16 protein-coding genes and 2 tRNA genes are annotated in these 26,343 nt (G+C 43.4%); 11 read left to right on the top strand and 7 right to left on the bottom strand.

Annotated features, from left to right (window positions below; genetic code table 11):
* Positions 1–33 precede the first annotated feature (33 nt).
* Positions 34–1,125 carry a branched-chain amino acid aminotransferase gene (locus Q4546_RS17600; protein WP_102440076.1) on the top strand — a complete coding sequence of 364 codons (1,092 nt, stop codon included), beginning with the start codon at positions 34–36 and terminating at the stop codon, positions 1,123–1,125.
* A gap of 104 nt (positions 1,126–1,229) precedes the next feature.
* On the opposite strand, the gene Q4546_RS17595 is transcribed toward Q4546_RS17600, so the two are convergent.
* From Q4546_RS17595 to ilvY, 5 genes are all read right to left on the bottom strand, one after another.
* Positions 1,230–5,684, bottom strand: a complete 4,455-nt coding sequence (locus Q4546_RS17595) for an EAL domain-containing protein (RefSeq protein ID WP_303446743.1) — start codon at positions 5,682–5,684, stop codon at positions 1,230–1,232.
* A 380-nt stretch (positions 5,685–6,064) separates the two neighbouring features.
* Positions 6,065–6,991, bottom strand: coding sequence for an acyltransferase (locus Q4546_RS17590; RefSeq protein WP_102440074.1), 927 nt, complete (start codon positions 6,989–6,991; stop codon positions 6,065–6,067).
* A gap of 15 nt (positions 6,992–7,006) precedes the next feature.
* On the bottom strand, positions 7,007–7,894 hold the full coding sequence (locus Q4546_RS17585) for an acyltransferase (RefSeq protein WP_102440073.1): 888 nt from the start codon (positions 7,892–7,894) through the stop codon (positions 7,007–7,009).
* A gap of 127 nt (positions 7,895–8,021) precedes the next feature.
* Complete coding sequence (locus Q4546_RS17580) at positions 8,022–9,542, bottom strand: YifB family Mg chelatase-like AAA ATPase (protein WP_102440072.1); 1,521 nt, start codon at positions 9,540–9,542, stop codon at positions 8,022–8,024.
* 121 nt (positions 9,543–9,663) lie between these two features.
* The gene (gene ilvY / locus Q4546_RS17575) at positions 9,664–10,536 is read right to left on the bottom strand and encodes an HTH-type transcriptional activator IlvY (protein ID WP_102440071.1); all 873 of its coding nucleotides are present in this window, start codon (positions 10,534–10,536) and stop codon (positions 9,664–9,666) included.
* A gap of 213 nt (positions 10,537–10,749) precedes the next feature.
* On the opposite strand from ilvY, the gene ilvC reads away from it, so the two are divergent.
* The 7 genes from ilvC to Q4546_RS17540 all read left to right on the top strand — a co-directional run bounded on the left by ilvC (position 10,750) and on the right by Q4546_RS17540 (position 20,708).
* A complete protein-coding gene (ilvC, locus tag Q4546_RS17570; RefSeq protein ID WP_102475781.1) occupies positions 10,750–12,231 on the top strand; it encodes a ketol-acid reductoisomerase in 1,482 nt (493 codons plus the stop codon).
* Positions 12,232–12,774: 543 nt separating this feature from the next.
* The gene (gene ilvG / locus Q4546_RS17565) at positions 12,775–14,448 is read left to right on the top strand and encodes an acetolactate synthase 2 catalytic subunit (RefSeq protein ID WP_102519703.1); all 1,674 of its coding nucleotides are present in this window, start codon (positions 12,775–12,777) and stop codon (positions 14,446–14,448) included.
* Complete coding sequence (ilvM, locus tag Q4546_RS17560; protein WP_102475779.1) at positions 14,445–14,741, top strand: acetolactate synthase 2 small subunit; 297 nt, start codon at positions 14,445–14,447, stop codon at positions 14,739–14,741. The genes ilvG and ilvM overlap by 4 nt, the downstream gene beginning before the upstream one ends.
* Positions 14,742–14,774: 33 nt before the next feature.
* Positions 14,775–15,704: a branched-chain amino acid transaminase gene (locus tag Q4546_RS17555; RefSeq protein WP_102475778.1), complete on the top strand. Its 930-nt coding sequence runs from the start codon at positions 14,775–14,777 to the stop codon at positions 15,702–15,704.
* Between the two features lie 191 nt (positions 15,705–15,895).
* Entirely contained in the window at positions 15,896–17,755 is a 1,860-nt protein-coding gene (gene ilvD, locus Q4546_RS17550) for a dihydroxy-acid dehydratase (RefSeq protein ID WP_102440067.1), read from the top strand.
* 3 nt (positions 17,756–17,758) lie between these two features.
* Positions 17,759–19,336: a threonine ammonia-lyase, biosynthetic gene (gene ilvA, locus Q4546_RS17545; RefSeq protein WP_303446741.1), complete on the top strand. Its 1,578-nt coding sequence runs from the start codon at positions 17,759–17,761 to the stop codon at positions 19,334–19,336.
* Between the two features lie 217 nt (positions 19,337–19,553).
* The gene (locus Q4546_RS17540; RefSeq protein ID WP_102475776.1) at positions 19,554–20,708 is read left to right on the top strand and encodes an alanine--glyoxylate aminotransferase family protein; all 1,155 of its coding nucleotides are present in this window, start codon (positions 19,554–19,556) and stop codon (positions 20,706–20,708) included.
* A 97-nt stretch (positions 20,709–20,805) separates the two neighbouring features.
* Here the strand turns inward: Q4546_RS17540 and Q4546_RS17535 are convergent, their stop codons facing one another.
* Complete coding sequence (locus Q4546_RS17535) at positions 20,806–21,057, bottom strand: accessory factor UbiK family protein (protein WP_076541888.1); 252 nt, start codon at positions 21,055–21,057, stop codon at positions 20,806–20,808.
* A 212-nt stretch (positions 21,058–21,269) separates the two neighbouring features.
* Here Q4546_RS17535 and rep point away from each other — a divergent pair, with 212 nt between their 5' ends.
* Complete coding sequence (gene rep / locus Q4546_RS17530) at positions 21,270–23,282, top strand: DNA helicase Rep (protein ID WP_102439733.1); 2,013 nt, start codon at positions 21,270–21,272, stop codon at positions 23,280–23,282.
* On the opposite strand, the gene Q4546_RS17525 is transcribed toward rep, so the two are convergent.
* Positions 23,272–25,944 (bottom strand): diguanylate cyclase, encoded by a 2,673-nt coding sequence (locus tag Q4546_RS17525; protein ID WP_102475775.1) that lies wholly within the window; start codon positions 25,942–25,944, stop codon positions 23,272–23,274. The genes rep and Q4546_RS17525 overlap by 11 nt on opposite strands.
* Positions 25,945–26,151: 207 nt before the next feature.
* Between Q4546_RS17525 and Q4546_RS17520 the strand changes: the two genes are divergently transcribed.
* A tRNA-Arg gene (locus Q4546_RS17520) sits at positions 26,152–26,228 on the top strand.
* Positions 26,229–26,268: 40 nt separating this feature from the next.
* Positions 26,269–26,341 (top strand) — tRNA-His (locus tag Q4546_RS17515).
* The last annotated feature ends 2 nt before the right edge of the window (positions 26,342–26,343 follow it).

Raw genomic sequence — 26,343 nt, 5'->3', positions numbered from 1 at the left:
AGTCTGCTAGCATTGTTTTTAAGGTGGTAGCAAATGGACATCAAATATAATTTAAAAGCGGCATCGTCGCGTCGTACTGAGCAGTTTAAACCAGAAGGCAATGTAGGCTTTGGTAATCTCAGAACCGATCATATGTTTTTAATGGATTATCGAGATGGCCAGTGGTGTGACCCTCGCATTGAGCCTTATGCGCCGTTTGAAATGGCCCCGGGCGCCATTGCGCTTCATTATGGTCAGTCCATCTTTGAAGGTGCTAAAGCGTTTAAGCATGACGATGGTGAAATCTACACCTTTAGACTGGATAAGAATGCCCAACGTTTAAATACCTCTGCAGATATCTTATGTATTCCTAACCTTGCTGAAGACATTCAACTGCAAGCCATTAATGCGCTTATTGATGTCGATAGGCTGTGGTTTCCAATGCAAGATGGCGCATGTTTATATATTCGGCCTTTTATTTTTGCTACCGAAGATCGTTTATCAGTGAGCCCAAGCTTGAACTTTACTTTCTGCGTGATCTTAAGCCCAAGTGGTGCTTATTACGCTGATGGGGTGAATAAAGCGATTCGATTACTGATCAGTAAAAAATTCCACCGCGCGGTATCAGGCGGCACGGGGGCATCAAAAGCGGCCGGTAATTACGCAGCATCGTTAAGAGCGGGGCAAGCCGCTGCTGAATATGGCGCTGCCCAAGTGTTATATCTTGATGCGAACAACAAGCAGATTGAGGAAGTGGGCGCAATGAACCACTTCCATATCCTCAAAGATGGCACTGTAATTATCCCGACGTTTACTGACACTATCTTAAAGTCCATTACCTCGCAATCTATGCTAGAAATTGGCCATTTATTGGGATGTGAAGTGCGCCAAGAAACCATTATGCTGGACAAATTTATCGCAGATATCGAAGCCGGTGAAATTGTTGAAGCGGGCGGATTTGGTACTGCAGCCGTGGTATCGCCAGTGGGCTCGTACATCTTTGAAGATGGCCGTATTGTTACAGTTGGTGATGGTGAAGTTGGCCCTTGCATCAAGCGTATTTATCAAATATTTACCCAACTGCAAAAAGGTGAGCTTGAAGGACCTGAAGGCTGGGTTAAGCGTGTTGAGCGTGTCGCGCCATAGCTAAACTGAATAAATTCAGACAATAAAAAAGGCTCATTTGAGCCTTTTTTATTGCTTGGAGTATAGGGTTTAGCTGTGTCGATTTTTATTGAATCGCTTTAATGCTATGCTAGTTTTTCCTGCTGGTTATCTAATCTTAGCCTTGCTAAACAGTCCTCAGCAGTCAGTGGTTTACTGAGTAAAAAGCCCTGCACTTGATCGCAGCCTTCATGCTTTAAGAAGTCAAATTGCGCCTCAGTTTCAACGCCTTCTGCCACGACATTGAGTTCAAGGCTGTGGGCCAGAGTAATAATGGCGCTGGTAATAGCGGCATCATCAGGATCATCAATAATATCGCGGACAAATTCTCTATCAACTTTCAAGGTATCGATAGGGAAGCGCTTTAAGTAACTTAAACTTGAGTAACCAGTACCAAAGTCATCAATGGCAATGGTAAGGCCTAGGGCTTTTAGCTGGGCTAATACTGTGACTGAGTCTTGCGGGTTACCCATGATCATCGACTCTGTCAGCTCTAACTCCAGAGCGCTGGCGGGTAACCCTGATACCGCAAGGGCCACTTCAATAGTGGAAATAATATCGGCTTTAAGTTGTCTTGCTGATAAGTTAACAGCCACAGAAATATGCTCAAAGCCTTGTTGATGCCATTCAGCTAATTGATTGCAGGCCTGATCAATGGCCCAATGGCCAATGCCGTTAATCATCCCGGTTTCTTCCGCTAACGGAATAAATTCCACTGGTGAGATAAATCCAAGGGTTTTACTTTCCCAGCGCAGTAGGGCTTCAACGCCAATAATCCGCTTGGTTTTAATGTCAAACTTGGGCTGATATACCAGATACATTTCATTATTTTGAATCGCCTGTTTAAGGCCTGCCTCAAGCTCTACATGACGGGTGGCATATTGGTTTAAATCTTCAGTGTAAAACTGGAAGTTATTACGCCCTAAAGATTTAGCATGGTACATGGCAGTATCTGCATATTTAATTAATGAGGTACTGTCGCTGGCATCATTAGGGTACAAACTAATGCCGATAGAAGGTGATACGGTAATATTTTTATCATCCAATAAGAACGGACTCTTAAAGGCGTTTAATACTTTTTCTGCCACAACAGCAGCAGATTTTATTTTGCTGAGCCCTTCAAGAATAATGGTAAATTCATCGCCACCGAGACGAGCAACAGTATCGCCATCGCGCACCGAGTTTTGCAATCGAATCGCCACCGCTTTTAATAATAAATCCCCCACATGATGACCCATGGAGTCATTAATGTGCTTAAAGCGGTCTAAATCCAAAAAGAATAACGCCACAATATCTTTAGAGCGATGGGCTTTGGTGATCGCCTGATTAAGCCTGTCTTGAAATAGGGTGCGGTTTGGCAAGCTGGTGAGCGGATCGAAATTGGCTAATATGCGTAAGTCTTCTTCGGCTTTTTTACGGGAGGTAATATCAGTAAATACCGCAACAAAGTGGCTCGTTTCACCTTTAGTATCGATGACCTGATTGATCTCCAGCCACGCCAAAATGCCTTTTTTATCTTTAGTACGAATATTAATTTCGCCAGCCCAATGCTTTTTCCTTAACAGTTGTAATTCCACATTATGATAAAAGGCGCGCGACTGTTTGCCGTAAGCTAAATATAGAAAGTGTTTGCCAGCAATGGCTTCAGATTCAAAACCGGTAATACGACTAAACGCAGGGTTTACCGTGCGGACTCGATAATCCAGTTCGCCTACCACTACGGCCTCGTTCATACTGTGTAGTACTTGGCTTGAGAGTTTTAATTCATTTTCAGTTGCTTTTCTGACGGTGATATCTTTATGGGTACCGGCCATGCGAACCGGTTTATCTTGCTGGTCCCATTCAACGACTTTGCCGCGATCCATTAACCATATCCATTTACCTGGCTGCTTTTCTACGCGGTACTCAGCTTCAAAAAACTCAGCTTTTCCGGCTAAATGGTCATTGAGAAGTTGGGCTACCCTCGCTTTATCTTCTGGGTGGATATTGGTGATCAATGCATGATCGTCTTCAGCGAACGGTTGAGAGGTTAAAATATTGGTACGGTAGACTTTATTGTCGCGGATATTCCAGTCCCACATACCGTCGCCAGAAGCCCATAATGCTAGCTTTAAACGTTCTTCTGAAGCGCGGATACTGATTTCAAACTCACGTTGTTTTTCACGCTTTAATTGCTTTAGGTATATGAAAAACGTCATTAGCAACATCATCGCAATGCCATAAACTACGTAAGCGCCTTTACTTAGGTAAAAGGGCGGCACCACAGTAAATTTGATACTAAAAGGCGGCTCTGTGTAGGGGTTATCAGTGAGGGTCGAGCGCACTAACAGCTCAAACTTTTTCGGCGGCAAATTGCTAAAACTGATGTCATTTGATTGATTTAACTCAACCCAATCATCATTGTGACCGACTAATTTGTAACTCAGTTGCTGTAACCCAGGGTAATTAAAATTCAGTGTACTGACAGTAAAACCAATGGTTTTATCAGAGTAGGGCATTTGTAATGCTGGTGGCTGTTGCAAATTTAATAATGGAAAATGCTGCTCACCCAAATGATAACTGGTTAGGGCTATTCTAGTGTTAGGTCTTTTAGCTGGAACCAATAGTGGATTAAATTGATTTATGCCATTAACGCCGCCAAACCACAGCTGGCCATCAGTATCGTTAAATTTAACCCCGCCGTTAAACTCCGCAGCTTGCACTCCATCAAATGGGTTGAAGAACATATACTCTAAACTAGTCGATACTCTGGCGATACCAGAATTGGTACTAAGCCACAGGTTTTGAGCAACGTCTTCTAACATGGCATAAACCGTGTGCTGCTTTAACGGTTCACTTAAGGGCTCAAATTGCAGTTGGTTATTAGTGGTTTCGATAACTTTATCGACGCCGCTATGGGTTGCCATTAATAAGTCACCAGCGGCAGTGACAATAAAATCTCGAATACGATTATCACTGAGTGTGCTAGTGTCGGCTGCTTGGCGACTTTTGAGAATGAGTTCTTGTGTGTCAGGTTTTAGTCTGACTAAGCCTGCCATTGTGCCGAGCCACAGGCTGTTGTTATGGTAAGTAAGGGACAATATTGGGCGCTTACTGGGGACAAATTCAGTCTGAAAATCAAAATTGTATTGATGAATAACCTCTTCACCTGGCAATACAAAATATAAGCCGTAGTTACTAGCAATCCAAAGTCGGCCGCTATCATCTTGAGCAAATTTACGGATCAGCAGCGAGTCTGAAGCGCTATTATCAGCTAAAGGCACAAATGACAGCTGCTGATCTGGCGTTAATTGTGCCAGCCCGTGATTAGTACCAAACCACAGATTACCGTCTTGGGTTTGGGTGATGGCATGTACAGTTAACGGGTACTCTGCTTCATGTACATTAAGGGCCTGAGCAAATAGGTCGTTGTAGTAATAAAAACTACCTTGCTGCTCATCAAATAGTTTTAAGCCTGCGCTTTCAGTGCCAATCCATAAACGCTGCTGATCATCACGAAAAATCGCCCGGATCATATTGGCCATTTTAGGCTTGCTAGGATGGAGTTCGTAAATATGGTTAAAATACACTTGATTGAGGTTAAGCTTATTAATTCCTGAGTAGCGAGTGCCTAACCATAGGTTACCGTCTTCTGCGAGCATGATGCTTTGTAGATTGTCTTCGCTAATAGATTGGCGACTATTGGGATCGTATTTATGGATGCGGCTGCGCCATGTATCACCAATTAAATCCAATTGAATTAACCCAGCGTTTGCGCCAATGGCCCATATTTGTTTATCACCATTGATGACAAAGTCTTTTATTTGATTGTATTTTTTAGTTTGGTTATTGATCCAAATTGTGGTTTGTTCGCCGCTAATCAGATCGTAGCTGATCAGTCGATTGCTAATCGCTAACCACACTGCGCTTTTATCATGACTGGTTTTTATACTATTGACCCGCAGGTTGGGTGGGATATCTAAGCGGATAATGTTGTTGCTATCAATGGCGTAAGTGCCACTGGCTTGGGTGCCAACAAAAATATATTTGTCATCGATATTGGCGATACTGGTGATATGAGGATCGATAGCATTATTTAAGCTTATTTTTGCTATTTTATTGGTATGCAGTGATAGGGTGAATAAACCTGATTGAGTCCCTATCCACAAACTATTATCAATTAACGTGAGTTTAGTTAGCTTTAAGTCTGTTAACCCTTGGGCACTCCCAAAATGAGTAAACTCACCATTACTGAGGTTTAAACGGCTGAGTCCTTGGGAAAAGGTTGCCACCCATAAGTCACTATCAGATGATTGCAATATATCGGTAATGTAATTGCCGGCAATACTGGTGGGATTATTACTGTCGTTAACAAACACATCAAATTGAATGCCGTTATAACTGTGTAAGCCATCTTGAGTGCCAACCCATAACATGCCTGAGCTATCTTTGAACAGTTTAGTGACAGAGTTTTGATTTAAGTCGTTAGAGGCTTCAAATTGTTCAAACGCTAACAGGTGATTGTCATTAAGTGGGCTAATTGCATAGACGGAAGCTGACATTGAGGTGAAGAGCACCAAAATGCATAAGCATGTTTTCAAGGCTAAGGAAAAACGTAAATTCAATCTGCACCTGTAATAATTATAATGGGTAAAGAATGATGCCAAATTGCACATTGTTAATTAATATCTAATTTATAAACATGCTTACAACAGGGCGTACCGCTAGTTTATTTGTATATGTTGCCAGCGATTTAAAGTTTTTATTGTTGAATTATAACCATATTACGCGAGTAATATAGTTTTTTTCAAATTACATTTAAGTTTGCTGATTTTATGCTTGTTGAGAAACTGTTGTTGGCTTAACTGTTTTGATGAAGCTTGTTGGTTTAAAAACAAAAAACACGCAATTAAGCGTGTTTTTAGGCTGATTTTAAACAGTACTATTTGGGCGTAGATGTGTCATTAAGGTATTTTTTATAAATACCATCTAACTGCTGATCCTTCTCGAACCAAACTTGGTTTAACCAGCGCTGAAATTCAACTCGGGTTTCAGGATTAGAGAAATAATCTTCAGCATCCACTTTAGGTACTGGCATTTGCTCAATTCTGACCACAATTTTTTTAACACGCCCAGACATGACCTCATACAAAGCGCCTTTCTCTGTGTCAGCATCAGGATAAGCTAAGGTCATGTTAAGTAACCCAGTAAATTGCTCGCCCATTGCCGAAAGGGTAAAGGCAATGCCGCCAGCCTTTGGCCTTAACAAATGTTTATAAGGCGACTGTTGGCGCTTGTGTTTATCTGCAGTAAAACGGCTGCCTTCCACATAATTAATAATTGATGTTGGGAAATGCTTAAATTTTTCACATGCCTTGCGGGTGGTTTGTAAATCTTTACCCTTAAGTTTTGGATTCTTCTTGAGCTTAGCAGGGCTAGTTCGGTTCATGAACGGCATATCTAATGCCCAGCAGCCTAAACCCAGAAAGGGCACAAAGATTAGCTCTTTTTTAAGGAAAAACTTCAACATAGGAATATGGTTACGCAAGATATAGGTTTGCGCTGCAATATCAAAGCCACTGACATGGTTACTGATCAACAAATACCAGCCGCGTTCATCCAGGCCTTCAAGCCCCTCAATATCCCACTCTATTTTAGCAATGAGAAATAAAATACCGCCATTACAGCTTGCCCATGCCCACATAAAGCGGTTCATTAAGCGAGTAAGTGCGTTTCTTGCTGCAACTACAGGAACGACCAGCTTAATGACGCCACCAATACTAATGAGACCTGCCCATAGTGTGGTATTGATGATCAATAAACTGCTACTAATAAAAAAGATGACTGGACCTGGTAAAAAACCTAGCATGTAGCTAAATACCTCTTATTTGTTTTCTTCAGCCATAATGCTGATTTTTTTATCTTTTTCTTGCCAAAGTTGATTTAACTGAGACTGAAAATCAATTTTAAACTGCCTATCATTACTATAGTCACCTTTTAAGGTCGCTGGGATATCAGAGATGTGAATATCGACATAAACCTCAGTTAACTCGCCGCAAATATACTCCCAGTAGCTTGGCACTTTATTAGGGTAGTAAATGGTGACATTAACTAACTTGTTGATGTGTTCACCCATAGCATCTAAAGCAAAGGCCATTCCACCGGCTTTGGGCTTCAGCAAGTGCTGAAAAGGCGAAGCTTGCTTTTGGTGTTTTTGCGGATGAAAACGGGTGCCTTCAACGAAATTCATCACGCTGACAGGCTTATGCTTAAATTTGTTGCACGACTTACGGGTAATCTCAATGTCTTTACCTTTAAGTTTTGGGTTCTTTTTCAATTGTGCTGTCGAATAACGACGCATAAAGGGAAAGTCTAACGCCCACCAAGCAAGCCCTAATATGGGAACAAATATGAGCTCTTGTTTTAAAAAAAACTTTAAAAATGGGATCTTACGATTAAAAACACGCTGAAGTACTAAAATATCGACCCATGACTGGTGGTTAGCTATAACCATGTACCATTCTTTTTCAGAAAACTGATCATCACCGCTTAGTTTTATGGTAACGGGATGAAAAATGGCTTCGATAACACCATTAACACTGATCCACGCACTGGCACAGTTATCTAAAATATAACTGCATATTTTACGAATAACATTAATGGGTAATAGTTTGAAAATACTAAAAATTAGAATGGGTGTAACCCAGACGATCGTATTTATGACATAGCAAATAAATGCTATAGATCCTTTAATTTTTGCTAACAGCGGCATCTAGCTCTCCTGTAAATGGAAGCTTATGTTACTCCGTGATAGCCTTCGGCTCAATCCACTGAACAATAATATCGAAACTTTTTGTGATTTTTCAGGTAATCACTCGATATTTTAATGCGTTAGCTATTTATTGTTGGCTCAAACGATTCATTAACCTGTCCATTGCCCTGTAGCCAAGTGCTTGTGCTATATGCCTTCTTTCGGTGGTTTCAGACTGTTGCAAGTCTGCAATGGTGCGTGACACCCGCTGAATTCGATGGAAACTTCTGACGGATAAGCCCAATTGTTGAATACTCTGTTCGAGAAACTCTAAATCGCTTTGGCTCATGGCTAAGTGTTGTTTCAATTGGGTTGGGCTTAACTGGCAATTAATCACGCCTGCACGGCTGAGTTGTTTTTCCCGCGCTAGCTGCACTCGCTTAGCAATGGATTGGCTACTTTCGCCTATTTCTTGGGTTTGCGTTAAGGTGCCTGCAGGCAGTTTAGGGACTTCTATCGTGAGATCGAATCTATCTAAAAATGGCCCTGATAAACGGGATAAGTAACGTTGAATTTGGTCAGGCGTTGCGCGAGAGTTTTCAACATCACCGCAAGGGCTAGGGTTCATCGCCGCGATGAGTTGAAAGCGACTAGAAAAGGTTACTTTAGCGGCAGCCCGCGAGATAACCACTTCACCAGACTCCATTGGCTCACGCAGGCAATCTAATACTTTGCGCGGGAATTCCGCAATTTCATCAAGAAATAAAATGCCTCTATGGGCTAAGGATATTTCCCCAGGTTTTGGCACGCTGCCTCCGCCCACTAAGGATATTGATGAACACGTATGATGTGGCGCTCGAAAAGGCCGCTCTAAAAAGGCTTGGGGTTTAATATTAAGTCCTGCAACCGAATGAATCGCAGCAACATCAATGGCCTCTTCATAGGTAAGCTTGGGCAGTAGCGGGATTATCCGATTGGCCAGCATACTTTTACCTGTACCGGGCGGACCAATAAATAGGGTGTTGTGACCACCTGCCGCTGCGATTTCCAGCCCTTGCTTAGCTTGGTATTGACCAATCACTTCGCTGAGGCAGAGTGCGTTTTCTGCTAAAGGTTCTTCAAACCATTCCAATTGCTGATCAACCAGTGGTAATTTTGCTTGGCCGTGCATAAAGGCTGCGAGGTTTTGCAAGTGAGCGACTAAGTGGGTTTGCGGGTAACCCACTAACTCTGCTTCATGGCGGTTATCTAAAGGGATGAATAATTCATGCTGTTGATTTTTAGCGGCAATAATAGCGGGCAGAATACCAATGCAGGGCCTTACTTGTCCTGACAAGGCTAGCTCACCAATAAACTCACATTGGGCTAACTGGGTATTAGGAATTTGCCCCGAGGCGGCCAAAATACCAATGGCGATAGGCAAATCATAACGGCCACCTTGCTTGGGTAAATCAGCTGGAGCCAAATTGACCGTTATTCGCTGCATGGGGAATTCAAAACCAGCGTTTATTAAGGCACTACGAACTCGCTCTCTGGCTTCTTTTACTGAGGTTTCAGGTAACCCCACTAAATTAAACGCAGGCAAACCATTACTAAGATGTACTTCGACAGTGACTTTAGGCGCTTCAACGCCACAACAGGCGCGGGTGTTTACACAGGCAATAGCCATTAACAAATCCTTTTGTTTTGTGTGCTGGAATTTAGTAACTATTTAGTTAGTTTTTAAGCTTTCTAAGTGTAGCAGCTAAAATCAACAGTGCGATTTTAGCTGCTGTTGATATTTGAGAGGCTTAAATAACTTCAAGAAAGGCTTTTAAAATAGGTTCTTGAGTGCGTTTTTCTTTGCAGCAACAACCTAATTGAAAGGGGGCGATATCTTGTGGTGATTCAAGCCGCTGTAAGCGTTCTCGCACTGGGCTATTTTCGACTACCACATCAGGACTAATACTGACGCCACAGCCCAAGGCCACCATCGAGGTTATTGCCTCTTGCCCCGAGACTTGCGCATAAATATTGGGCTTGAAGCCCATGGCTTTAAACCAATTATCAGCGCGGCGTCTGCCAGGCCCATGGTCGGGGACAATAAAAGGCAGCTGCGCCCAGTCTATGGGTTGTTGCTTAATCATGCTTTGGGCTTGGCATTTTATGGTGGGCGCATATAGATGCAGCGGCACTTGGCCGATTTCTTCAAAATGTAGGCTTGCAGGCAATGAGTCTGGCAAGGCGATAATGGCAACATCGGCGCGATTATGTTGGATCTCTGCTACTGCATTGGCCGCATCCCCCGTGTTCAAGGTAATTTCCACATGAGGGTGCTCACGTCTAAAGCGGTCAAGCAATGCAGGTAGGTGACTGTATGCGGCAGTGACTGAGCAATATAAGTTGATACGACCGTGAAGTAAGGGCTGCTCGGGGTCAATGCGGCTTTTCAAACTTAACCACTCAGCTAAGGTGTGTTCGGCAAATTGCTTAAATTCATTGCCCGCATGGGTAATGCTGACACTGCGATTGTCCCGCTCAAACAATTTACAACCCACTTCTTCTTCAAGGCGCTGCAATGCGCGGCTTAATGTTGACGGGCTCACATGGGTTTGCTGGGCTGTTTTGCCAAAATGCAGGCTGTCGCATAAGTGTAAATACAGTTTTAATGCACGAATATCCATGTTGTAGCCTTAATAAAATCAGTGTCTTGAAATCAATTTGTTCAGATATGCGGGATATATCAATAACGTTGCAAAAAGTGAAACGTAGTGTGCCGAATATATCATTTTGAGCAATCATGAGCTTACGCTATAGTGATCTCAATCACAACTTCTGGATAGTTTGGCTGCCAGAATGGAGTGTCTCAAATTTCTGAATTAAAGGTGGTATCTCAGATGGCTAACTATTTTAACTCTCTGAATTTACGTCAACAATTAGCTCAATTAGCACAATGCCGCTTTATGGATCGTACTGAGTTTAGCGACGGTTGTAGTTTTATTAAAGATTGGAATATCGTGATCTTAGGTTGTGGGGCACAAGGCCTAAACCAAGGTCTGAATATGCGTGACTCAGGCTTGAATATCTCTTTTGCATTACGTCCGCAAGCGATTGCTGAGAAACGTGCATCATGGAAGCAAGCAACTGATAACGGTTTTAAAGTAGGCACTTTCGAAGAGCTTGTTCCTGCTGCTGATTTAGTGCTTAACCTAACACCTGATAAACAGCATTCAAATGTTGTTAATGCAGTAATGCCATTGATGAAAGAAGGTGCCACATTATCTTACTCTCACGGTTTTAATATCGTTGAAGAAGGTATGCAGATTCGTTCTGATATCACTGTTGTTATGGTTGCGCCTAAGTGTCCAGGTACTGAAGTACGTGAAGAATACAAACGCGGTTTTGGTGTGCCAACACTGATTGCGGTTCACCCTGAAAATGACCCGAAAGGTGATGGCCTTGCCATTGCTAAAGCTTATGCAAGTGCAACTGGTGGCGACCGAGCGGGTGTTTTATTGTCATCATTCATTGCAGAAGTTAAGTCTGACTTAATGGGCGAGCAAACAATTCTTTGTGGCATGTTGCAAACCGGCGCCATTCTTGGTTATGAAAAAATGGTCGCTGACGGTGTTGAGCCAGGTTATGCAAGTAAGTTAATTCAGCAAGGATGGGAAACTGTCACTGAAGCACTTAAGCATGGCGGCATCACTAACATGATGGATCGTTTATCAAACCCTGCCAAAGTGAAGGCGTTTGAAGTTGCTGAAGAGTTGAAAGAAATTCTTCAACCATTATTTGAAAAGCACATGGATGACATTATTAGTGGTGAGTTCTCTCGCACTATGATGGCAGATTGGGCCAATGACGATGCAAACTTACTTCGTTGGAGAGCAGAAACCAACGAAACAGCATTCGAAAATTCACCAGTATCAGATGAACACATCGATGAGCAAACGTATTTTGACCAAGGTATCTTCTTAGTTGCCATGATCAAAGCCGGTGTAGAGCTAGCGTTCGATACCATGGTTGCAGCAGGTATTATTGAAGAGTCAGCTTATTACGAATCACTACATGAAACGCCATTGATTGCTAACACCATTGCACGCAAACGTTTATATGAAATGAACGTAGTTATTTCAGATACTGCTGAATACGGTTGTTACTTGTTTAACCATGCAGCGGTGCCGCTATTACGTGACTACGTAAAAGCAATGTCACCAGAGTTATTAGGTGCTGGTTTAGCTGCGGGTTCAAATAGCGTTGATAACAAGCGCTTAATTGAAGTGAATGAAGCGATTCGTCATACCGATGTTGAGTTTATCGGTGCAGAATTACGCGGTTACATGACTGATATGAAAGGTATTGTTGAAGCTAACTAATTTTTGTTGATTGTGTTGTGAAGTACCTGTTCAGCTACGTTTTCGGGCAGGCATCAAACTTTTGTAAAGTTAAAACTTTCATAAAGTAGAAACAATCAATCAAAAGCTTAGGGTGGTTATCACAGATTTGTGTTGACCATCATAGCTTTAGATTTTGTTGTTGTTTGCATTGTCTCGGCAGGGAAGCTGAATTTTTTTTGACAACACAATTTTATGTTGTGTTTATAAATCGCTTTATGGTACTCCTATAAAGGATGAATTATAAACAGTCTGGCAAAGTGCGAGACCTTATAGCAACATTAACAAATATTTTTTATGACATTTTTAGGATTCAGTCATTTATGTTTAACCAAGCTGCCCAGCTCATTATTGTGATTATTACCGTCGTGATTATTAAATCACCGCGGGGGTGGAGTTTGGCAAAAAGACTGAGTTAGAAAGTCAACATTTGCAAAAACCCCCGCTCCGAAAGGAACGGGGGTTTTTTAGTTTTAGGGCTGCAAATACTGGGCACATTAACAATACAGAGCGTGAGAGATGCATATGGAATCAGGGCAAAAAATGAGAGGCGCGGACGCAGTCATTAAAGTATTGGCCGCACATGGTGCAACCACAGTATTTGGTTACCCAGGTGGCGCTATTATGCCAATTTATGATGCTCTGTATGGTAGCCCTGTTACCCACCTGCTGAGTCGCCATGAGCAAGGCGCTGCATTTGCCGCTGTGGGTTATGCTAGAGCCAGCGGTAAAACGGGAGTCTGTTTTGCCACATCAGGCCCAGGTGCGACTAATTTAATCACCTCGCTTGCTGATGCATTACTGGATTCTGTGCCTTTGGTGGCGATTACAGGCCAAGTTTCAACGGCAGTGATTGGCACCGATGCTTTTCAAGAAATTGATGTTCTTGGTATGTCATTATCGTGCACCAAACACAGCTTTATGGTGACGGATATCAATGAGCTTATCCCGACGCTTTATAAAGCCTTTGAAATTGCCGCATCTGGCAGACCCGGCCCTGTGTTAGTTGATATTCCCAAAGATATCCAAATAGCTGAGCTTGAATACAAAACTCCAATACTCAGCTTTACTGAAGAACCCGCAGCTGAGCTAAGCGCGATAGATGCTGCTAAAGCTTTAATACAACAAGCTAAAAAGCCTATTTTGTATGTTGGCGGCGGGGTAGGTATGGCGGGCGCAGTTGATCATTTGCGTCAATTTATCAATGAAACGGGTATGCCTTCAGTGGCGACCTTAAAAGGTCTTGGCAGTATTGAACATGGCTGCAAAGGTTACTTAGGTATGCTCGGTATGCATGGTGGTAAAGCGGCAAACTTAGCCGTGCAAGCCTGTGATTTATTGATTGTCGTTGGCGCAAGATTTGATGATCGGGTCACCGGGCGATTAGCCACCTTTGCTCAAGATGCCAAAGTGCTGCACCTTGATATCGATATCGCAGAAATCAATAAGCTCCGCCAAGCTGATGTATCAATTTCAGCAGATTTAAGACAGGTGTTACCCGCGTTATCAATGCCGCTTTCATTAGCGCCATGGCAGCAAGAAATTGAAGATTTATATCAGCAACACCAATGGGATTATCAACATCCGGGTGAATTGATTTATGCCCCAGCAATGTTACGCCGTCTAGCAAACAAATTACCAGAAGACAGTGTTGTCAGCTGCGATGTGGGCCAACACCAAATGTGGGTGGCACAGCATATGTGGTTTCGCCGCCCTGAAGATCATTTATCCAGTGCAGGTCTTGGCACTATGGGCTTTGGTTTACCCGCGGCTATTGGCGCACAAGTGGCGCGTCCAAATGCCACAGTGGTGACGGTATCTGGTGATGGTTCATTTATGATGAACGTTCAAGAGCTCACCACAATTAAGCGCCGCAAATTGCCGGTAAAAATATTACTGATTGATAATCAAAAATTGGGCATGGTTAAGCAGTGGCAACAACTGTTTTTTGAACAACGTTATAGCGAAACCGATTTATCAGATAACCCAGACTTTGTGTTAATGGCGTCGGCTTTTGATATTCCTGGCAGAACTATTCATCACGCCGATCAAGTCGAAGCCGCACTCGATGAAATGTTAAATACCCCAGGACCTTTCATGCTACACGTAGCCATTGATGATGCGTTTAACGTGTGGCCATTGGTTCCGCCAGGGGCATGTAATAGCGACATGATGGATCAAATGGAGAAGCAAACATGATGCATTCAGTTGAATTAACCTTACACAACCAACCGGAAGTAATGGAGCGAGTGCTGAGAGTGACTCGTCATCGGGGCTTTAGCATTATCAATATGAATATGCAGCTCAACGAGGCAGGTAGCGTCACACTGCATTTTGATGTCAAAAGTGAGCGAGTGATTGAATTGCTTACCCATCAATTAAATAAACTCATTGATGTCATCGATTGCCAAGCAGTGACTGTGCCTGCCGCTATCGATGTTAATACACCAATATTCGCAGCAGCTAGTCAAAAGACGACCGCGCAAGCATAAACAATTTCATCGATATAGATTAAGGGACAGACTATGGCAGCGACACAATCAGAACTTATATGGTTTAACGGTGAAATTATGCCTTGGCAAGATGCTAAGGTACACGTGATGACACATGCAATGCATTATGGCTCTTCAGTATTTGAAGGTATTCGCATTTATGATACTCATCTAGGCCCAGCAGGGTTTAGGCTAACCGACCACGTGCAGCGTTTATTTGATTCCGCCAAAATTTATCGAATGAATGTGCCTTTTAGCTTTGATCAAGTCATGCAAGCTTGCAGTGATTCTGTGCTAAAAAATAACTTACCCAGCGCTTATATTCGTCCATTAATATTTATGGGTGATGTAGGGATGGGGATCACCCCGCCAATTGACGCACAATGTGATATGGTCGTAGCGGCTTTTTCGTGGGGCGCCTACCTTGGCGAAGAGAGCATGGATGCCGGCGTTGATGTCGCAGTGACATCATGGCAGCGCCTAGCACCTAATACCATACCGACAGGGGCAAAGGCCGGCGGTAATTATTTATCATCACAGCTAATTTCTACAGAAGCAAAGCGTAACGGTTTTGATGAAGGTATCGCATTAGATACTAACGGTTTAGTTAGTGAAGGCGCTGGGGCCAATTTGTTTATTGTCAAAAATGGCAAAATATATACCCCGCCTGCAACCGCAGCCATCTTAAAAGGCATTACCCGTGACACGATTATGGTGTTAGCCAAAGAGCTTGGATACGAAGTGATTGAAGAAGCCATGGCGCGGGAATTTTTATATGTTGCTGACGAAATTTTCATGACCGGCACCGCCGCAGAAATAGTGCCAGTAAGAAGCGTTGACCGTATTGAGGTTGGCGCAGGCAAACGTGGCCCAGTGACACAACAAATACAACAAAGTTTCTTTGGTTTATTTAACGGAGAGACAGAAGATAAGTGGGGCTGGCTAGAGCCGCTAACTCAATAGCCTTGAGCTTAATAAGCAGCCTTGAGCTAAATCAAGAGTTATGAGCTAAATAAACAGCTTCAATCCATTTAAAATAATTATAAATTAAACGACTATTACAATTTGAATCAGTTTACTTTCAATGGTTACCGCATCATGTAAATGACTCAAATAAAATGGTTAAAGCAGTATTACAAGGAAAGGATAAGACAATGCCTAAACTACGCTCAGCAACCAGTACCGAAGGCCGTAACATGGCTGGCGCACGTGCCCTTTGGCGTGCAACAGGTGTAAAAGAAACTGACTTTGGTAAGCCAATTATTGCCATCTCGAACTCGTTTACTCAGTTCGTACCAGGCCATGTGCATTTAAAAGATATGGGCCAATTGGTTGCTGGCGCAATTGAAGAAGCAGGTGGTATTGCCAAAGAATTTAACACCATCGCCGTCGATGATGGTATCGCCATGGGTCATGGCGGCATGCTTTATAGCTTGCCATCACGAGAGCTGATTGCTGACAGCGTTGAATACATGGTTAATGCCCATTGTGCAGACGCGCTAGTGTGTATTTCTAACTGCGATAAAATTACTCCTGGCATGTTGATGGCAGCGCTAAGGCTCAATATCCCAGTGATATTTGTCTCTGGCGGGCCAATGGAAGCGGGCAAAACCAAGCTTTCAGATAAAATTATCAAACTTGACTTAGTCGATGCCATGGTAGCTGGCGCTGATACCAATGTCAGTGATGAAGACAGTAAGCAGATTGAACGTAGTGCATGCCCAACATGTGGTTCTTGTTCAGGAATGTTTACCGCCAACTCTATGAACTGCTTAACAGAAGCTTTAGGTTTATCACTACCTGGTAATGGCTCGTTATTAGCGACTCATGCTGCGCGTCGTAACTTATTTTTAGAAGCAGGTACGCGCATCATGGATCTCGCCACCCGCTATTATCGTGATGACGATGCCAGTGTTTTGCCGCGCAATATTGCCTCTTTTAAAGCCTTTGAAAATGCCATGGCGCTAGATATTGCCATGGGTGGTTCATCAAATACCGTATTGCATCTTATTGCTGCAGCACAAGAAGGTGAAGTGGACTTCACTATGGCTGATATCGATAGAATGTCGCGTATGGTGCCGCACCTTTGTAAAGTCGCGCCTTCAACGCCAAAGTACCATATGGAAGATGTTCATCGTGCTGGTGGGGTGATGGGTATTCTAGGTGAGCTAGATAGAGCTGGCTTACTGCATAGTGACGTTCCCCATGTGGCAGCGGATAATGGCGGCAATTTAAAATCAGTATTGGCTAAATATGATATTGCCCAAACACAAGATGCAGCTGTACGACGCTTTTATAGTGCAGGACCTGCAGGCATTCCAACACAAACTGCCTTTAGCCAAGATTGCTATTGGGACAGTGTCGATGATGATCGTCAACAAGGCTGTATTCGTACCCGTGAAAATGCCTTTAGCCAAGAAGGCGGCCTAGCGGTACTTTCAGGCAATGTGGCTGAAAATGGCTGTATTGTCAAAACGGCCGGTGTTGATGAAGAAAACCTGACCTTTGTGGGTACAGCGCGCATTTATGAAAGCCAAGATGATGCCGTAGCAGGTATTTTAGGTGGTGAAGTGGTTGCTGGTGAAGTGGTAGTTATTCGCTACGAAGGCCCTAAAGGCGGCCCTGGTATGCAAGAAATGCTTTACCCAACCACTTACCTTAAATCTCGCGGTTTAGGTAAGGCATGTGCATTGATCACCGATGGCCGTTTCTCTGGTGGTACCTCAGGATTATCAATCGGTCATATTTCACCAGAAGCTGCTGCTGGTGGCACCATTGCACTGGTTGAAAATGGCGATACCATTGAAATCGATATTCCTTCACGTTCAATCAAATTAGCCGTTGCAGATAGTGAACTTGAGCGTCGCCGCGCTGCTATGGAAGCAAAGGGGCCACTTGCATGGAAGCCAGTATCTCGTGAGCGTTACGTATCTTTGGCACTTAAAGCTTATGCATTATTAGCCACCAGTGCCGATAAAGGTGCTGTGCGCGATCGCAGTAAATTAGAAGGTTAATCCATGCAATCCTTGGCATCAGCAACGCAACTGGAGTTAACGCCCATGCCCTTAGCTCAGCAATATTTACAGAAGATCCTATTGTCGTCTGTGTATGACGTCGCCAAAGTAACGCCGCTATCGAGCATGAAAAAGCTATCGGCACGCTTTGGCTGTGACGTGTATTTAAAACGTGAAGACATGCAGCCAGTGCATTCTTTTAAGTTGCGTGGTGCCTATAATCGTATTGCGCAGCTAACCCCTGAGCAAGCTGCTGCAGGTGTGGTATGCGCCTCTGCAGGTAATCACGCCCAAGGGGTGGCAATGTCGGCGGCAAGCGTTGGCATTAGTGCGGTGATTGTGATGCCGACGACAACCCCCGAAATTAAAATCGATGCGGTAAAGCGCTTAGGTGGCAATGTGCTGCTCCACGGTCAGGCATTTGATCAAGCCAATGATTACGCCAAAGCCTTATCTGAAACCGAAGGCCGAGTGTATATTGCCCCTTTTGATGATGAAGCGGTGATCGCAGGTCAAGGCACCATAGCTCAAGAAATGCTGCAACAGCAGCGTGATATTGATGTGGTGTTTGTGCCTGTAGGCGGCGGTGGTTTAATTGCAGGCATTGCGGCTTATTATAAAGCGGTTATGCCACAGGTTAAAATTATTGGCGTAGAGCCTGAAGATGCTGCCTGTTTAAAAGCGGCATTAGCTGCGGGCGAGCCAGTAACACTAAGTCAAGTGGGTTTATTTGCTGATGGCGTCGCGGTTAAGCGTATCGGTGAAGAGCCATTTAGAGTCGCCAAAGACTATGTTGACCATGTCATTACCGTTACCTCAGACGAAATCTGCGCCGCAGTAAAAGACATTTTTGAAGACACCCGCGCCATTGCTGAACCTGCTGGGGCGTTATCAACCGCGGGGATGAAAAAGTATCTACAGCATGTGGCCAATGATGCAGATAAGCCGTTAAAAGTGGCTTCGATTTTGTCTGGTGCTAATGTCAATTTTCATAGCTTGCGTTATGTATCTGAGCGCTGCGAGCTAGGCGAGCAAAAAGAAGCTATTTTAGCGGTTAAAGTCCCTGAGCGTCCGGGGATATTTTTACGCTTTTGTGAGCTGTTAGAGAAACGTGCCATGACTGAGTTTAATTATCGTTTCTCCAGCCGTGATAAAGCGGTGGTGTTTGCAGGTATTCGCCTGTCAAATGGCCAAGCTGAGCTTGATGATATTATCGCAAATCTAGAAAGCGATGGCTTTGAAGTACAAGATTTATCCCATGACGAAACCGCTAAGCTGCATGTGCGTTATATGGTCGGCGGTCACCCGCCTGAGCCATTGGATGAACGCTTATTCAGCTTTGAGTTTCCAGAGCATCCAGGGGCGTTATTTAAGTTTTTAACTACCCTGCAAAGCCAATGGAATATCAGTCTATTCCATTATCGTAACCACGGCGCCGCTTACGGTCGTGTGTTAGCTGGTTTTGAAGTACCTGCCAGTGACGGCGAAGCGTTTCAGCAGTTTTTAACTGAGCTTGGTTTTGTTTATCAAGAAGAAACCCAAAGCCCAGCCTATCAGCTGTTTTTAAATACAGCTCAATAATAGCAGTCCGAGCATTTTCAGCCGAGTGCTAGCATATAGCAGAGCATGACAATAAATTTCATGCAGATAGCGATTTTGTGGTTATCTGTGTGTTATTGTCACAGCAGCCTGTTAACGGCGGCCACAAACGAAATTATATTCGGTGGCATAAAAACAATTAAAAAATGTAGGTTTCATTGAGCTATTACTAACTAGACCTCGAGCCAAGGAGACTTTGATGTTATCTGTTTCGTCAAATGCTGTTTCAAAAATTAGTGCCTTTAATCCACCTCGCCGCACCCTTATGGGGCCAGGGCCTTCAGATGTCTATCCTGAAGTGCTTGCTGCGCAAGCAAAACCCACCATTGGTCATTTAGACCCTTTATTCGTCGCCATGATGGATGAGCTAAAAGCGCTGATTCAATATGCATTTCAAACTGAAAATGAAATGACCCTAGCTGTGTCTGCGCCAGGTAGCGCTGGTATGGAAACCTGTTTTGTCAACCTGGTTGAGCCAGGTGAAAAAGTCATCGTCTGTCGTAACGGGGTGTTTGGCGAACGTATGCGCCAGAATGTCGAACGCGTTGGCGCGACTGCGATTGTGGTTGATAACGAATGGGGTGAACCTGTTTCAGTATCCGCAGTTGAAGCAGCGCTGCAAGCCAACCCTGATGCCAAATTCTTAGCCTTTGTCCATGCTGAAACCTCTACTGGCGCAGTATCTGATGCTAAAAGCTTATGCGCATTAGCGCAGCAACATGATTGCTTAAGCATTGTCGATGCGGTGACATCACTGGGCGGCGTTGAGTTACGAGTGGATGATTGGGGCATTGATGCCATCTATTCAGGTAGCCAAAAGTGTTTATCATGCGTGCCTGGGATTTCGCCAGTGTCTTTTTCAGCCAAAGCGGTTGAGAAATTAAAGCAACGTAAAACACCTGTTCAAAGTTGGTTCCTCGATCAAACCTTGGTAATGGGTTATTGGGGTAGTAAAGATAGTGGCGCAAAACGCAGCTATCATCATACCGCGCCTGTAAATGCCCTTTATGCACTGCATGAGTCATTACGTATTTTGGCCAATGAAGGCTTAGAAAACGCATGGCAACGTCATGCTGATATGCATCAGTTACTGCGTGCTGGGCTTGAAAAATTAGGGCTTACTTTTGTTGTTGATGAAGCGTGCCGTTTACCACAACTCAATGCGGTGTTTATCCCAGAAGGTGTTGATGACGCCGCAGTGCGTAAACAGTTGCTGGAAAACTATAATTTAGAAATCGGTGCGGGCCTTGGGGCATTAGCGGGTAAAGCCTGGCGCATTGGTTTGATGGGCTACGGCGCTAGACGCGAAAATGTTGCCTTGTGTTTACGTGCTTTAGAAGAAGCGCTGAACTAAGCAGGCTGATGTAAATGTTATATAAAAATGGCATCCAATTGGATGCCATTTTTATTGCTTTTTAGCCATGGTGATGGCTGAAAATACCAGCGATTTTCTACTCAGCTGAGAACTTTTTCTCTAATTCATCCACTTGGGCTTGCAGTGCTTCAAGCTTTTCACGGGTTTTTAATAACACGTGTTGCTGAACTTCAAACTCTTCGCGAGAGACCACATCTAATTTCATTAATTGGTTTTGTAGAATTTGCTTTGAACGTTCTTCAAATTCACCGGCAAATTGCTTTACGCCACTAGGAAGATTATCACTCAGTTGCTTGGCAACTTCTTCAAGTTTTTTAGGATTAATCATTATCAATTCCATATTAAAATTAGCTGTTTGTTAGCTCGATTGTACCTGAGGCGGAGGCGTTTTCCAAAGCAATCACCATTGTTTGCTCCTTCATTTGTCACTTTTAGTATTACGATCGAAAATACCATAACGATCGATATTTTTAATTGCAGCTTGGCGGTTTCTGGTATGATCACGATCCTTTTATTTTCGTTATTGGTGATCTAGTTAGCATGAAGTTAAATCCTGGGCAAAATGATGCCGTTCACTATGTTTCTGGACCTTGCTTGGTTTTAGCGGGGGCGGGTAGTGGTAAAACTCGGGTAATTATTAACAAAATTGCATACTTAGTTGAAAAGTGTGGCTACAAGGCGCGCAATATTGCTGCCGTGACCTTTACCAATAAAGCCGCCCGTGAGATGAAAGAGCGTGTCTCGCAGTCAATGGGGCGTAAAGAAGCTCGCGGTTTGTGGATTTCAACCTTCCATACCTTAGGCTTAGAAATTCTTAAACGTGAATATAAAGTGGTGGGCTTAAAAGCTGGCTTCTCACTGTTTGATGACCAAGACACCTTTGCATTATTAAAAGAGCTCACAGAAGATGAGCTTGAAGAAGATAAAGACCTCATCAAAGCGCTTGCTAGCGCCATTTCAAACTGGAAAGGTGATTTAGTCGTACCTGATCAAGCGCTCAAACGTGGCGGTGACGAACAAACTCAATTATTTGCCAAGCTTTATCAGCGCTATGCCCAGCAAATGAAAGCCTACAATGCGCTGGATTTTGACGATCTGATTTTATTGCCGACGTTATTGTTGCGTCATAATGAAGAAGTAAGAACCCGCTGGCAGACCCGTATTCAATACTTGCTGGTGGATGAGTATCAAGATACTAATACTAGCCAATATGAGCTGGTGAAGCTGTTAGTTGGCGAGCGTGCGCGATTTACCGTGGTAGGTGATGACGATCAATCGATTTATTCATGGCGTGGTGCTAAACCGCAAAATTTGGTGTTACTAGGGAAAGATTTTCCGCAACTGCGCTTGATTAAGCTAGAGCAAAATTATCGCTCTAGCCAACGTATTTTACGTGCGGCCAATATCTTAATTGCTAATAACCCCCATGTGTATGAAAAAACCTTATTCAGTGAGCTAGCCTATGGTGAGCCGCTTAGGGTGCTATTTGCTGCCAATGAAGAGCAAGAAGCAGAGCGGGTGGTAGCGGAGATTATTCGTCACAAATTCGTTGGCCGTACTCAGTTTGGTGATTATGCCATCTTGTATCGGGGTAACCATCAATCGCGGTTATTAGAACGTGCATTAATGACTAACCGCATTCCTTATAAGCTTTCAGGTGGCACTTCGTTTTTTGCACGCGCAGAAATTAAAGACATTATGGCTTACCTGCGCTTGGTGGTGAATCCAGATGATGATAATGCCTTCCTAAGGGTTGTTAACCTTCCTAAACGTGGTATTGGCCCTGCAACACTGGAGCGTTTAGGCAGTTATGCCAATGAAAAGCACATCTCGTTATTTGAAGCGATTTTTCAAGCTGAGCTAAACCATCATCTGTCGCCAGCGGCAATGGGGTCGTTATATCAGTTTGGTAAATTCATAGTCGATACCGGCGAAGTAGCTAGCCGCGGTGAACCGGTAGACGCCATTAAGCAGCTTATTCGTAAAATTAACTACGAAGATTATTTGTATGAAACCAGCACCAGCGCTAAAGCAGCTGAAATGCGGATGAAGAATATTTCAGAGCTGTATAAATGGGTGACTCAAATGCTTGAAGGTGATGATTTGGACGAACCAATGACCTTACCTGAAGTCGTTACCCGTTTGACCTTGCGTGACATGATGGAACGTAACCAAGAGGATGAAGGCGGCGATCAAGTACAGCTGATGACCCTACATGCATCGAAAGGCCTCGAATACCCTTATGTGTTTATGGTGGGCACCGAAGAGCGCATCTTGCCGCATCAGTCGAGTATTGATGAAGACAATGTCGATGAAGAGCGCCGACTCGCTTATGTGGGGATCACCCGAGCACAGAAAGAGTTATGGTTTACTATGTGTCGAGAACGGCGCCAGTTTGGTGAAACCATGCGCTGTGAGCCAAGCCGTTTTTTGATGGAACTGCCTCAAGATGACTTGATTTGGGAAAACCGTAAACCAAAGCAAACTGAGCAAGAAAGGCTGCAAACCGGTAAAAGCAATATCGCTAACTTGCGAGATATGTTTAAGAAGTAAGCTTAGCTAACTGACACTCCGCTCCTTGTTGGGTGTCAGCTATTTTCTCTAACTGCGTTTTTATACAGATGTCGTTAGCAGAGAATAAGCGCCCTTGACCTTGGTAGTACCCCAGCTGTCGTAACGCTGTGAGTTGTTCGTCAGTATTAACTCCATCAGCAAACATTTCAAACCCTAAGGTCGATGCAATGAGGCAATATGCTTTAGCCAATTGCAATTGTTTGCTATTCAGTAAATGTTGGCTTGCATCAGCATCCAGTTTAAGGGCTTTTATTGGCAAAAAGCTGAGGCTGCTTAACGAACTATAACCTGTGCCATAACCATTAATGCCGATATTAACCTCAAGCTCAGTTAAAGTATCAAAGGCCGTGATATGGTTTTTTCGGTCTTTAACGAAGGCTTTTTCATGGAAAAACACCCATAAATGGCTTGGACTGATTTGGCTATTTTTGATGGTGTTTTTTAAGCTTCGTAAGTCGTATTTCAACTTAATATGCTTGCTTGATAGTGACATGTGAATTTGTGGCGCGTGGCCCAGGGTGTCAGTTAACGCCTTATAGCCACTATCGATATATTTAAATATATAGTCATCAAAAATGGTGATAGTTTGGGTTTTACTCGCCAATGACTGCAGTTGTTGGTGACTGATACTACCATGTGTAGCGTGTTGCCAAGAGGCTATGGGCTCATAAGCCAAAATGCTCAGGCCATCAAAATCGACCACGGGGATTAAATTAACATTTATATGGTGATTTTCTAATGCCTGCTGGAAGTCCTGCTCTAATTCCACTCTTTGATTAAAGTGTTGCTCAATGTGCTGATCAAACACCACATAACAACCTTTACCTTTGGCTTTTGCCTGATACATAGCAGTGTCAGCATGACGTAAAATAGACTCGCTGTCATAGGAGGTGTTCTTTGCGCTATAAGCCACGCCAATACTAGCGCCGGAGATTACCTGTTGGCTGGTTAATGTAAACGGCTGAGCGATGGCTTTAAGTATGCGTTCACTGACATCTTCAGCATCTTGTTTACGATGAATTGAGTCTAGCAGTATCACAAATTCATCACCGCCTAAACGTGCAAGGGTATCGTTATCACGGATACACGCTTTTAATCTTTTTGAGGTTTCAATTAAAAATCGATCCCCTTCTAAATGACCTAAAGTATCGTTAATTTGTTTAAAGCCATCTAAGTCGATAAACAATAATGCACATTGTTCATTTTTATTACGCCTAAGATGTTTAATGGTTTGGGATAAGCGCTCCATAAAGAAGCTACGATTGGGTAAGCCGGTTAAATTATCATGTTTGGCATCAAAGACTAATTGGGCTTCGATCTTTTTACGCTGCATAATTTGTCGCTGCAAATTGTCATTCATTTCAGCGATAGCATGGGTGCGCTTTTGGACTTTGTCTTCTAATAATTCATGACTTCTTTTTAGCTGCTCTGCGGCTAATTTCTTTTCTATGGCATTGGCAATGTGTTGTGACACAAAGGTCAGTAACTCAAGATCTTTAACCGCAAAAGAGTCGTTATTGCTTAAGCTGTATATCGTTAACCCACCGGTGACTTCACCGTGGATGAATAATGGAATACCAATCCATTGCACCATTGCGTGAGTGTGGTTTAAGTCTGGATTATGGCCGTAGATGTCACCGGCTTTAATTAATGCTTGAATATCTTGCTGGCGCAGCAGTAGCGGCTTTTTATGCTTAAGAATATATTCTGTTAGTCCATCTTGCATTGGACGAGGCTTAGGCGGCTCTGAAGCCATCTTAGAGACATAAAAGGGGAAAGAAAGCGTATTGCTTGCTTTATTAACTAAAGAGATAAAACAATTTTCTGCAGGAATAAGTTGGCTGATGATTTTGTGGATCTGTGGATAGAATACAGATTGGCTAACATCAGAGGTCGACAGATCTGCAATTTGAAACAGTGCTGATTGCAACTTTTCAGCTTTTACGCGCTCTTGTACCTCTTGTTTTACTTTTTCGTAGGCATCACTGAGCTCTTTAGTTCGCTGCACAATGGCAATTTCGAGCTCTTCATTATGACGCAAACGTTCCATTACCCCAGAGATATGGTGGCAAATAAAGCCCATTAATTCTAATTCTAATTCACCATATATGATGTCATCACTGTAGCTTTGAACAACTAATACGCCAGTGACCTTATCATTATGCTTAATTGGTACCCCTAACCATTGCAGGCAGGCTGAACCTAAGTCATCTATTTCGCCTGCTTTTACAAGTGACTCAAAACCTTGATCATCACACAATAATGGCTCGCCAGTTCTCAGTACGTAGCCAGTAATCCCCCGTTTGAGCAGCGCTGATATTTCTTCATCGGGATAAAGCTCACTTGGATGGGGATCTTTTTCATCGGCAAAAAAAGGCAAGCTAATAATACTGCTGTCGGTATCGAGTTCAGCAATAAAGAAGTTGTCAGCGTGGATAAGTTTTTGCAGGTGAGAGTGAACGCCATGATAAAAAGCATCAAGGGAGATGGCGTTAGTGGCAATGTTGGAAATTTCCAGTAATGCATTTTGGATTACTTCAGCACGTTTGTATTTGCTTAGCAAACGCCTTAGTCGTGACACTCTTCTTTTGAGGTGCTCAACATTATCTGAACTAAATATGGGGAAGGTTCCCTTTTCCATAGCACGCCCTTAATTCCTTTAAGACTTTTTACTGACGTTTCAGTATATGAAACTTAACCAATAATGTGAACCAACATGAGTTTATAATTAAAAATGCTCAAAAATATCCCAATTCAGTCAAAACATGAGCAAACAGAAAAAAAATTAAAAACAAAGGTAGACGTGAAGCTGATTTATCCCTATTATGTGCGTCGCTAACCAAGGCGAGCGCCCATAGCTCAGCTGGATAGAGCGTACCCCTCCGGAGGGTAAGGCCGAAGGTTCGAATCCTTCTGGGCGCACCATTCGGTACAGTAGCTTGTTAGCAAAATTGAAAGGTCAGTGGTGATTGTAGCTCAGTTGGTAGAGCCCCGGATTGTGATTCCGGTTGTCGTGGGTTCGAGCCCCATCAGTCACCCC

This window comes from Shewanella sp. 4_MG-2023 (assembly GCF_030548015.1).
GTDB lineage: Bacteria > Pseudomonadota > Gammaproteobacteria > Enterobacterales > Shewanellaceae > Shewanella.
The sequence above is the reverse complement of the archived record's forward strand: the minus strand, read 5'-3'. Positions and strand labels throughout refer to the sequence as shown.

Bases quoted from the DNA above. Each gene is read 5' to 3' on its own strand.
- Q4546_RS17600 (WP_102440076.1), top strand. From the start codon at position 34: ATGGACATCAAATATAATTTAAAAGCGGCATCGTCGCGTCGTACTGAG.
- Q4546_RS17595 (WP_303446743.1), bottom strand. From the start codon at position 5,684: ATGTCAGCTTCCGTCTATGCAATTAGCCCACTTAATGACAATCACCTG.
- Q4546_RS17590 (WP_102440074.1), bottom strand. From the start codon at position 6,991: ATGCTAGGTTTTTTACCAGGTCCAGTCATCTTTTTTATTAGTAGCAGT.
- Q4546_RS17585 (WP_102440073.1), bottom strand. From the start codon at position 7,894: ATGCCGCTGTTAGCAAAAATTAAAGGATCTATAGCATTTATTTGCTAT.
- Q4546_RS17580 (WP_102440072.1), bottom strand. From the start codon at position 9,542: ATGGCTATTGCCTGTGTAAACACCCGCGCCTGTTGTGGCGTTGAAGCG.
- ilvY (WP_102440071.1), bottom strand. From the start codon at position 10,536: ATGGATATTCGTGCATTAAAACTGTATTTACACTTATGCGACAGCCTG.
- ilvC (WP_102475781.1), top strand. From the start codon at position 10,750: ATGGCTAACTATTTTAACTCTCTGAATTTACGTCAACAATTAGCTCAA.
- ilvG (WP_102519703.1), top strand. From the start codon at position 12,775: ATGGAATCAGGGCAAAAAATGAGAGGCGCGGACGCAGTCATTAAAGTA.
- ilvM (WP_102475779.1), top strand. From the start codon at position 14,445: ATGATGCATTCAGTTGAATTAACCTTACACAACCAACCGGAAGTAATG.
- Q4546_RS17555 (WP_102475778.1), top strand. From the start codon at position 14,775: ATGGCAGCGACACAATCAGAACTTATATGGTTTAACGGTGAAATTATG.
- ilvD (WP_102440067.1), top strand. From the start codon at position 15,896: ATGCCTAAACTACGCTCAGCAACCAGTACCGAAGGCCGTAACATGGCT.
- ilvA (WP_303446741.1), top strand. From the start codon at position 17,759: ATGCAATCCTTGGCATCAGCAACGCAACTGGAGTTAACGCCCATGCCC.
- Q4546_RS17540 (WP_102475776.1), top strand. From the start codon at position 19,554: ATGTTATCTGTTTCGTCAAATGCTGTTTCAAAAATTAGTGCCTTTAAT.
- Q4546_RS17535 (WP_076541888.1), bottom strand. From the start codon at position 21,057: ATGATTAATCCTAAAAAACTTGAAGAAGTTGCCAAGCAACTGAGTGAT.
- rep (WP_102439733.1), top strand. From the start codon at position 21,270: ATGAAGTTAAATCCTGGGCAAAATGATGCCGTTCACTATGTTTCTGGA.
- Q4546_RS17525 (WP_102475775.1), bottom strand. From the start codon at position 25,944: ATGGAAAAGGGAACCTTCCCCATATTTAGTTCAGATAATGTTGAGCAC.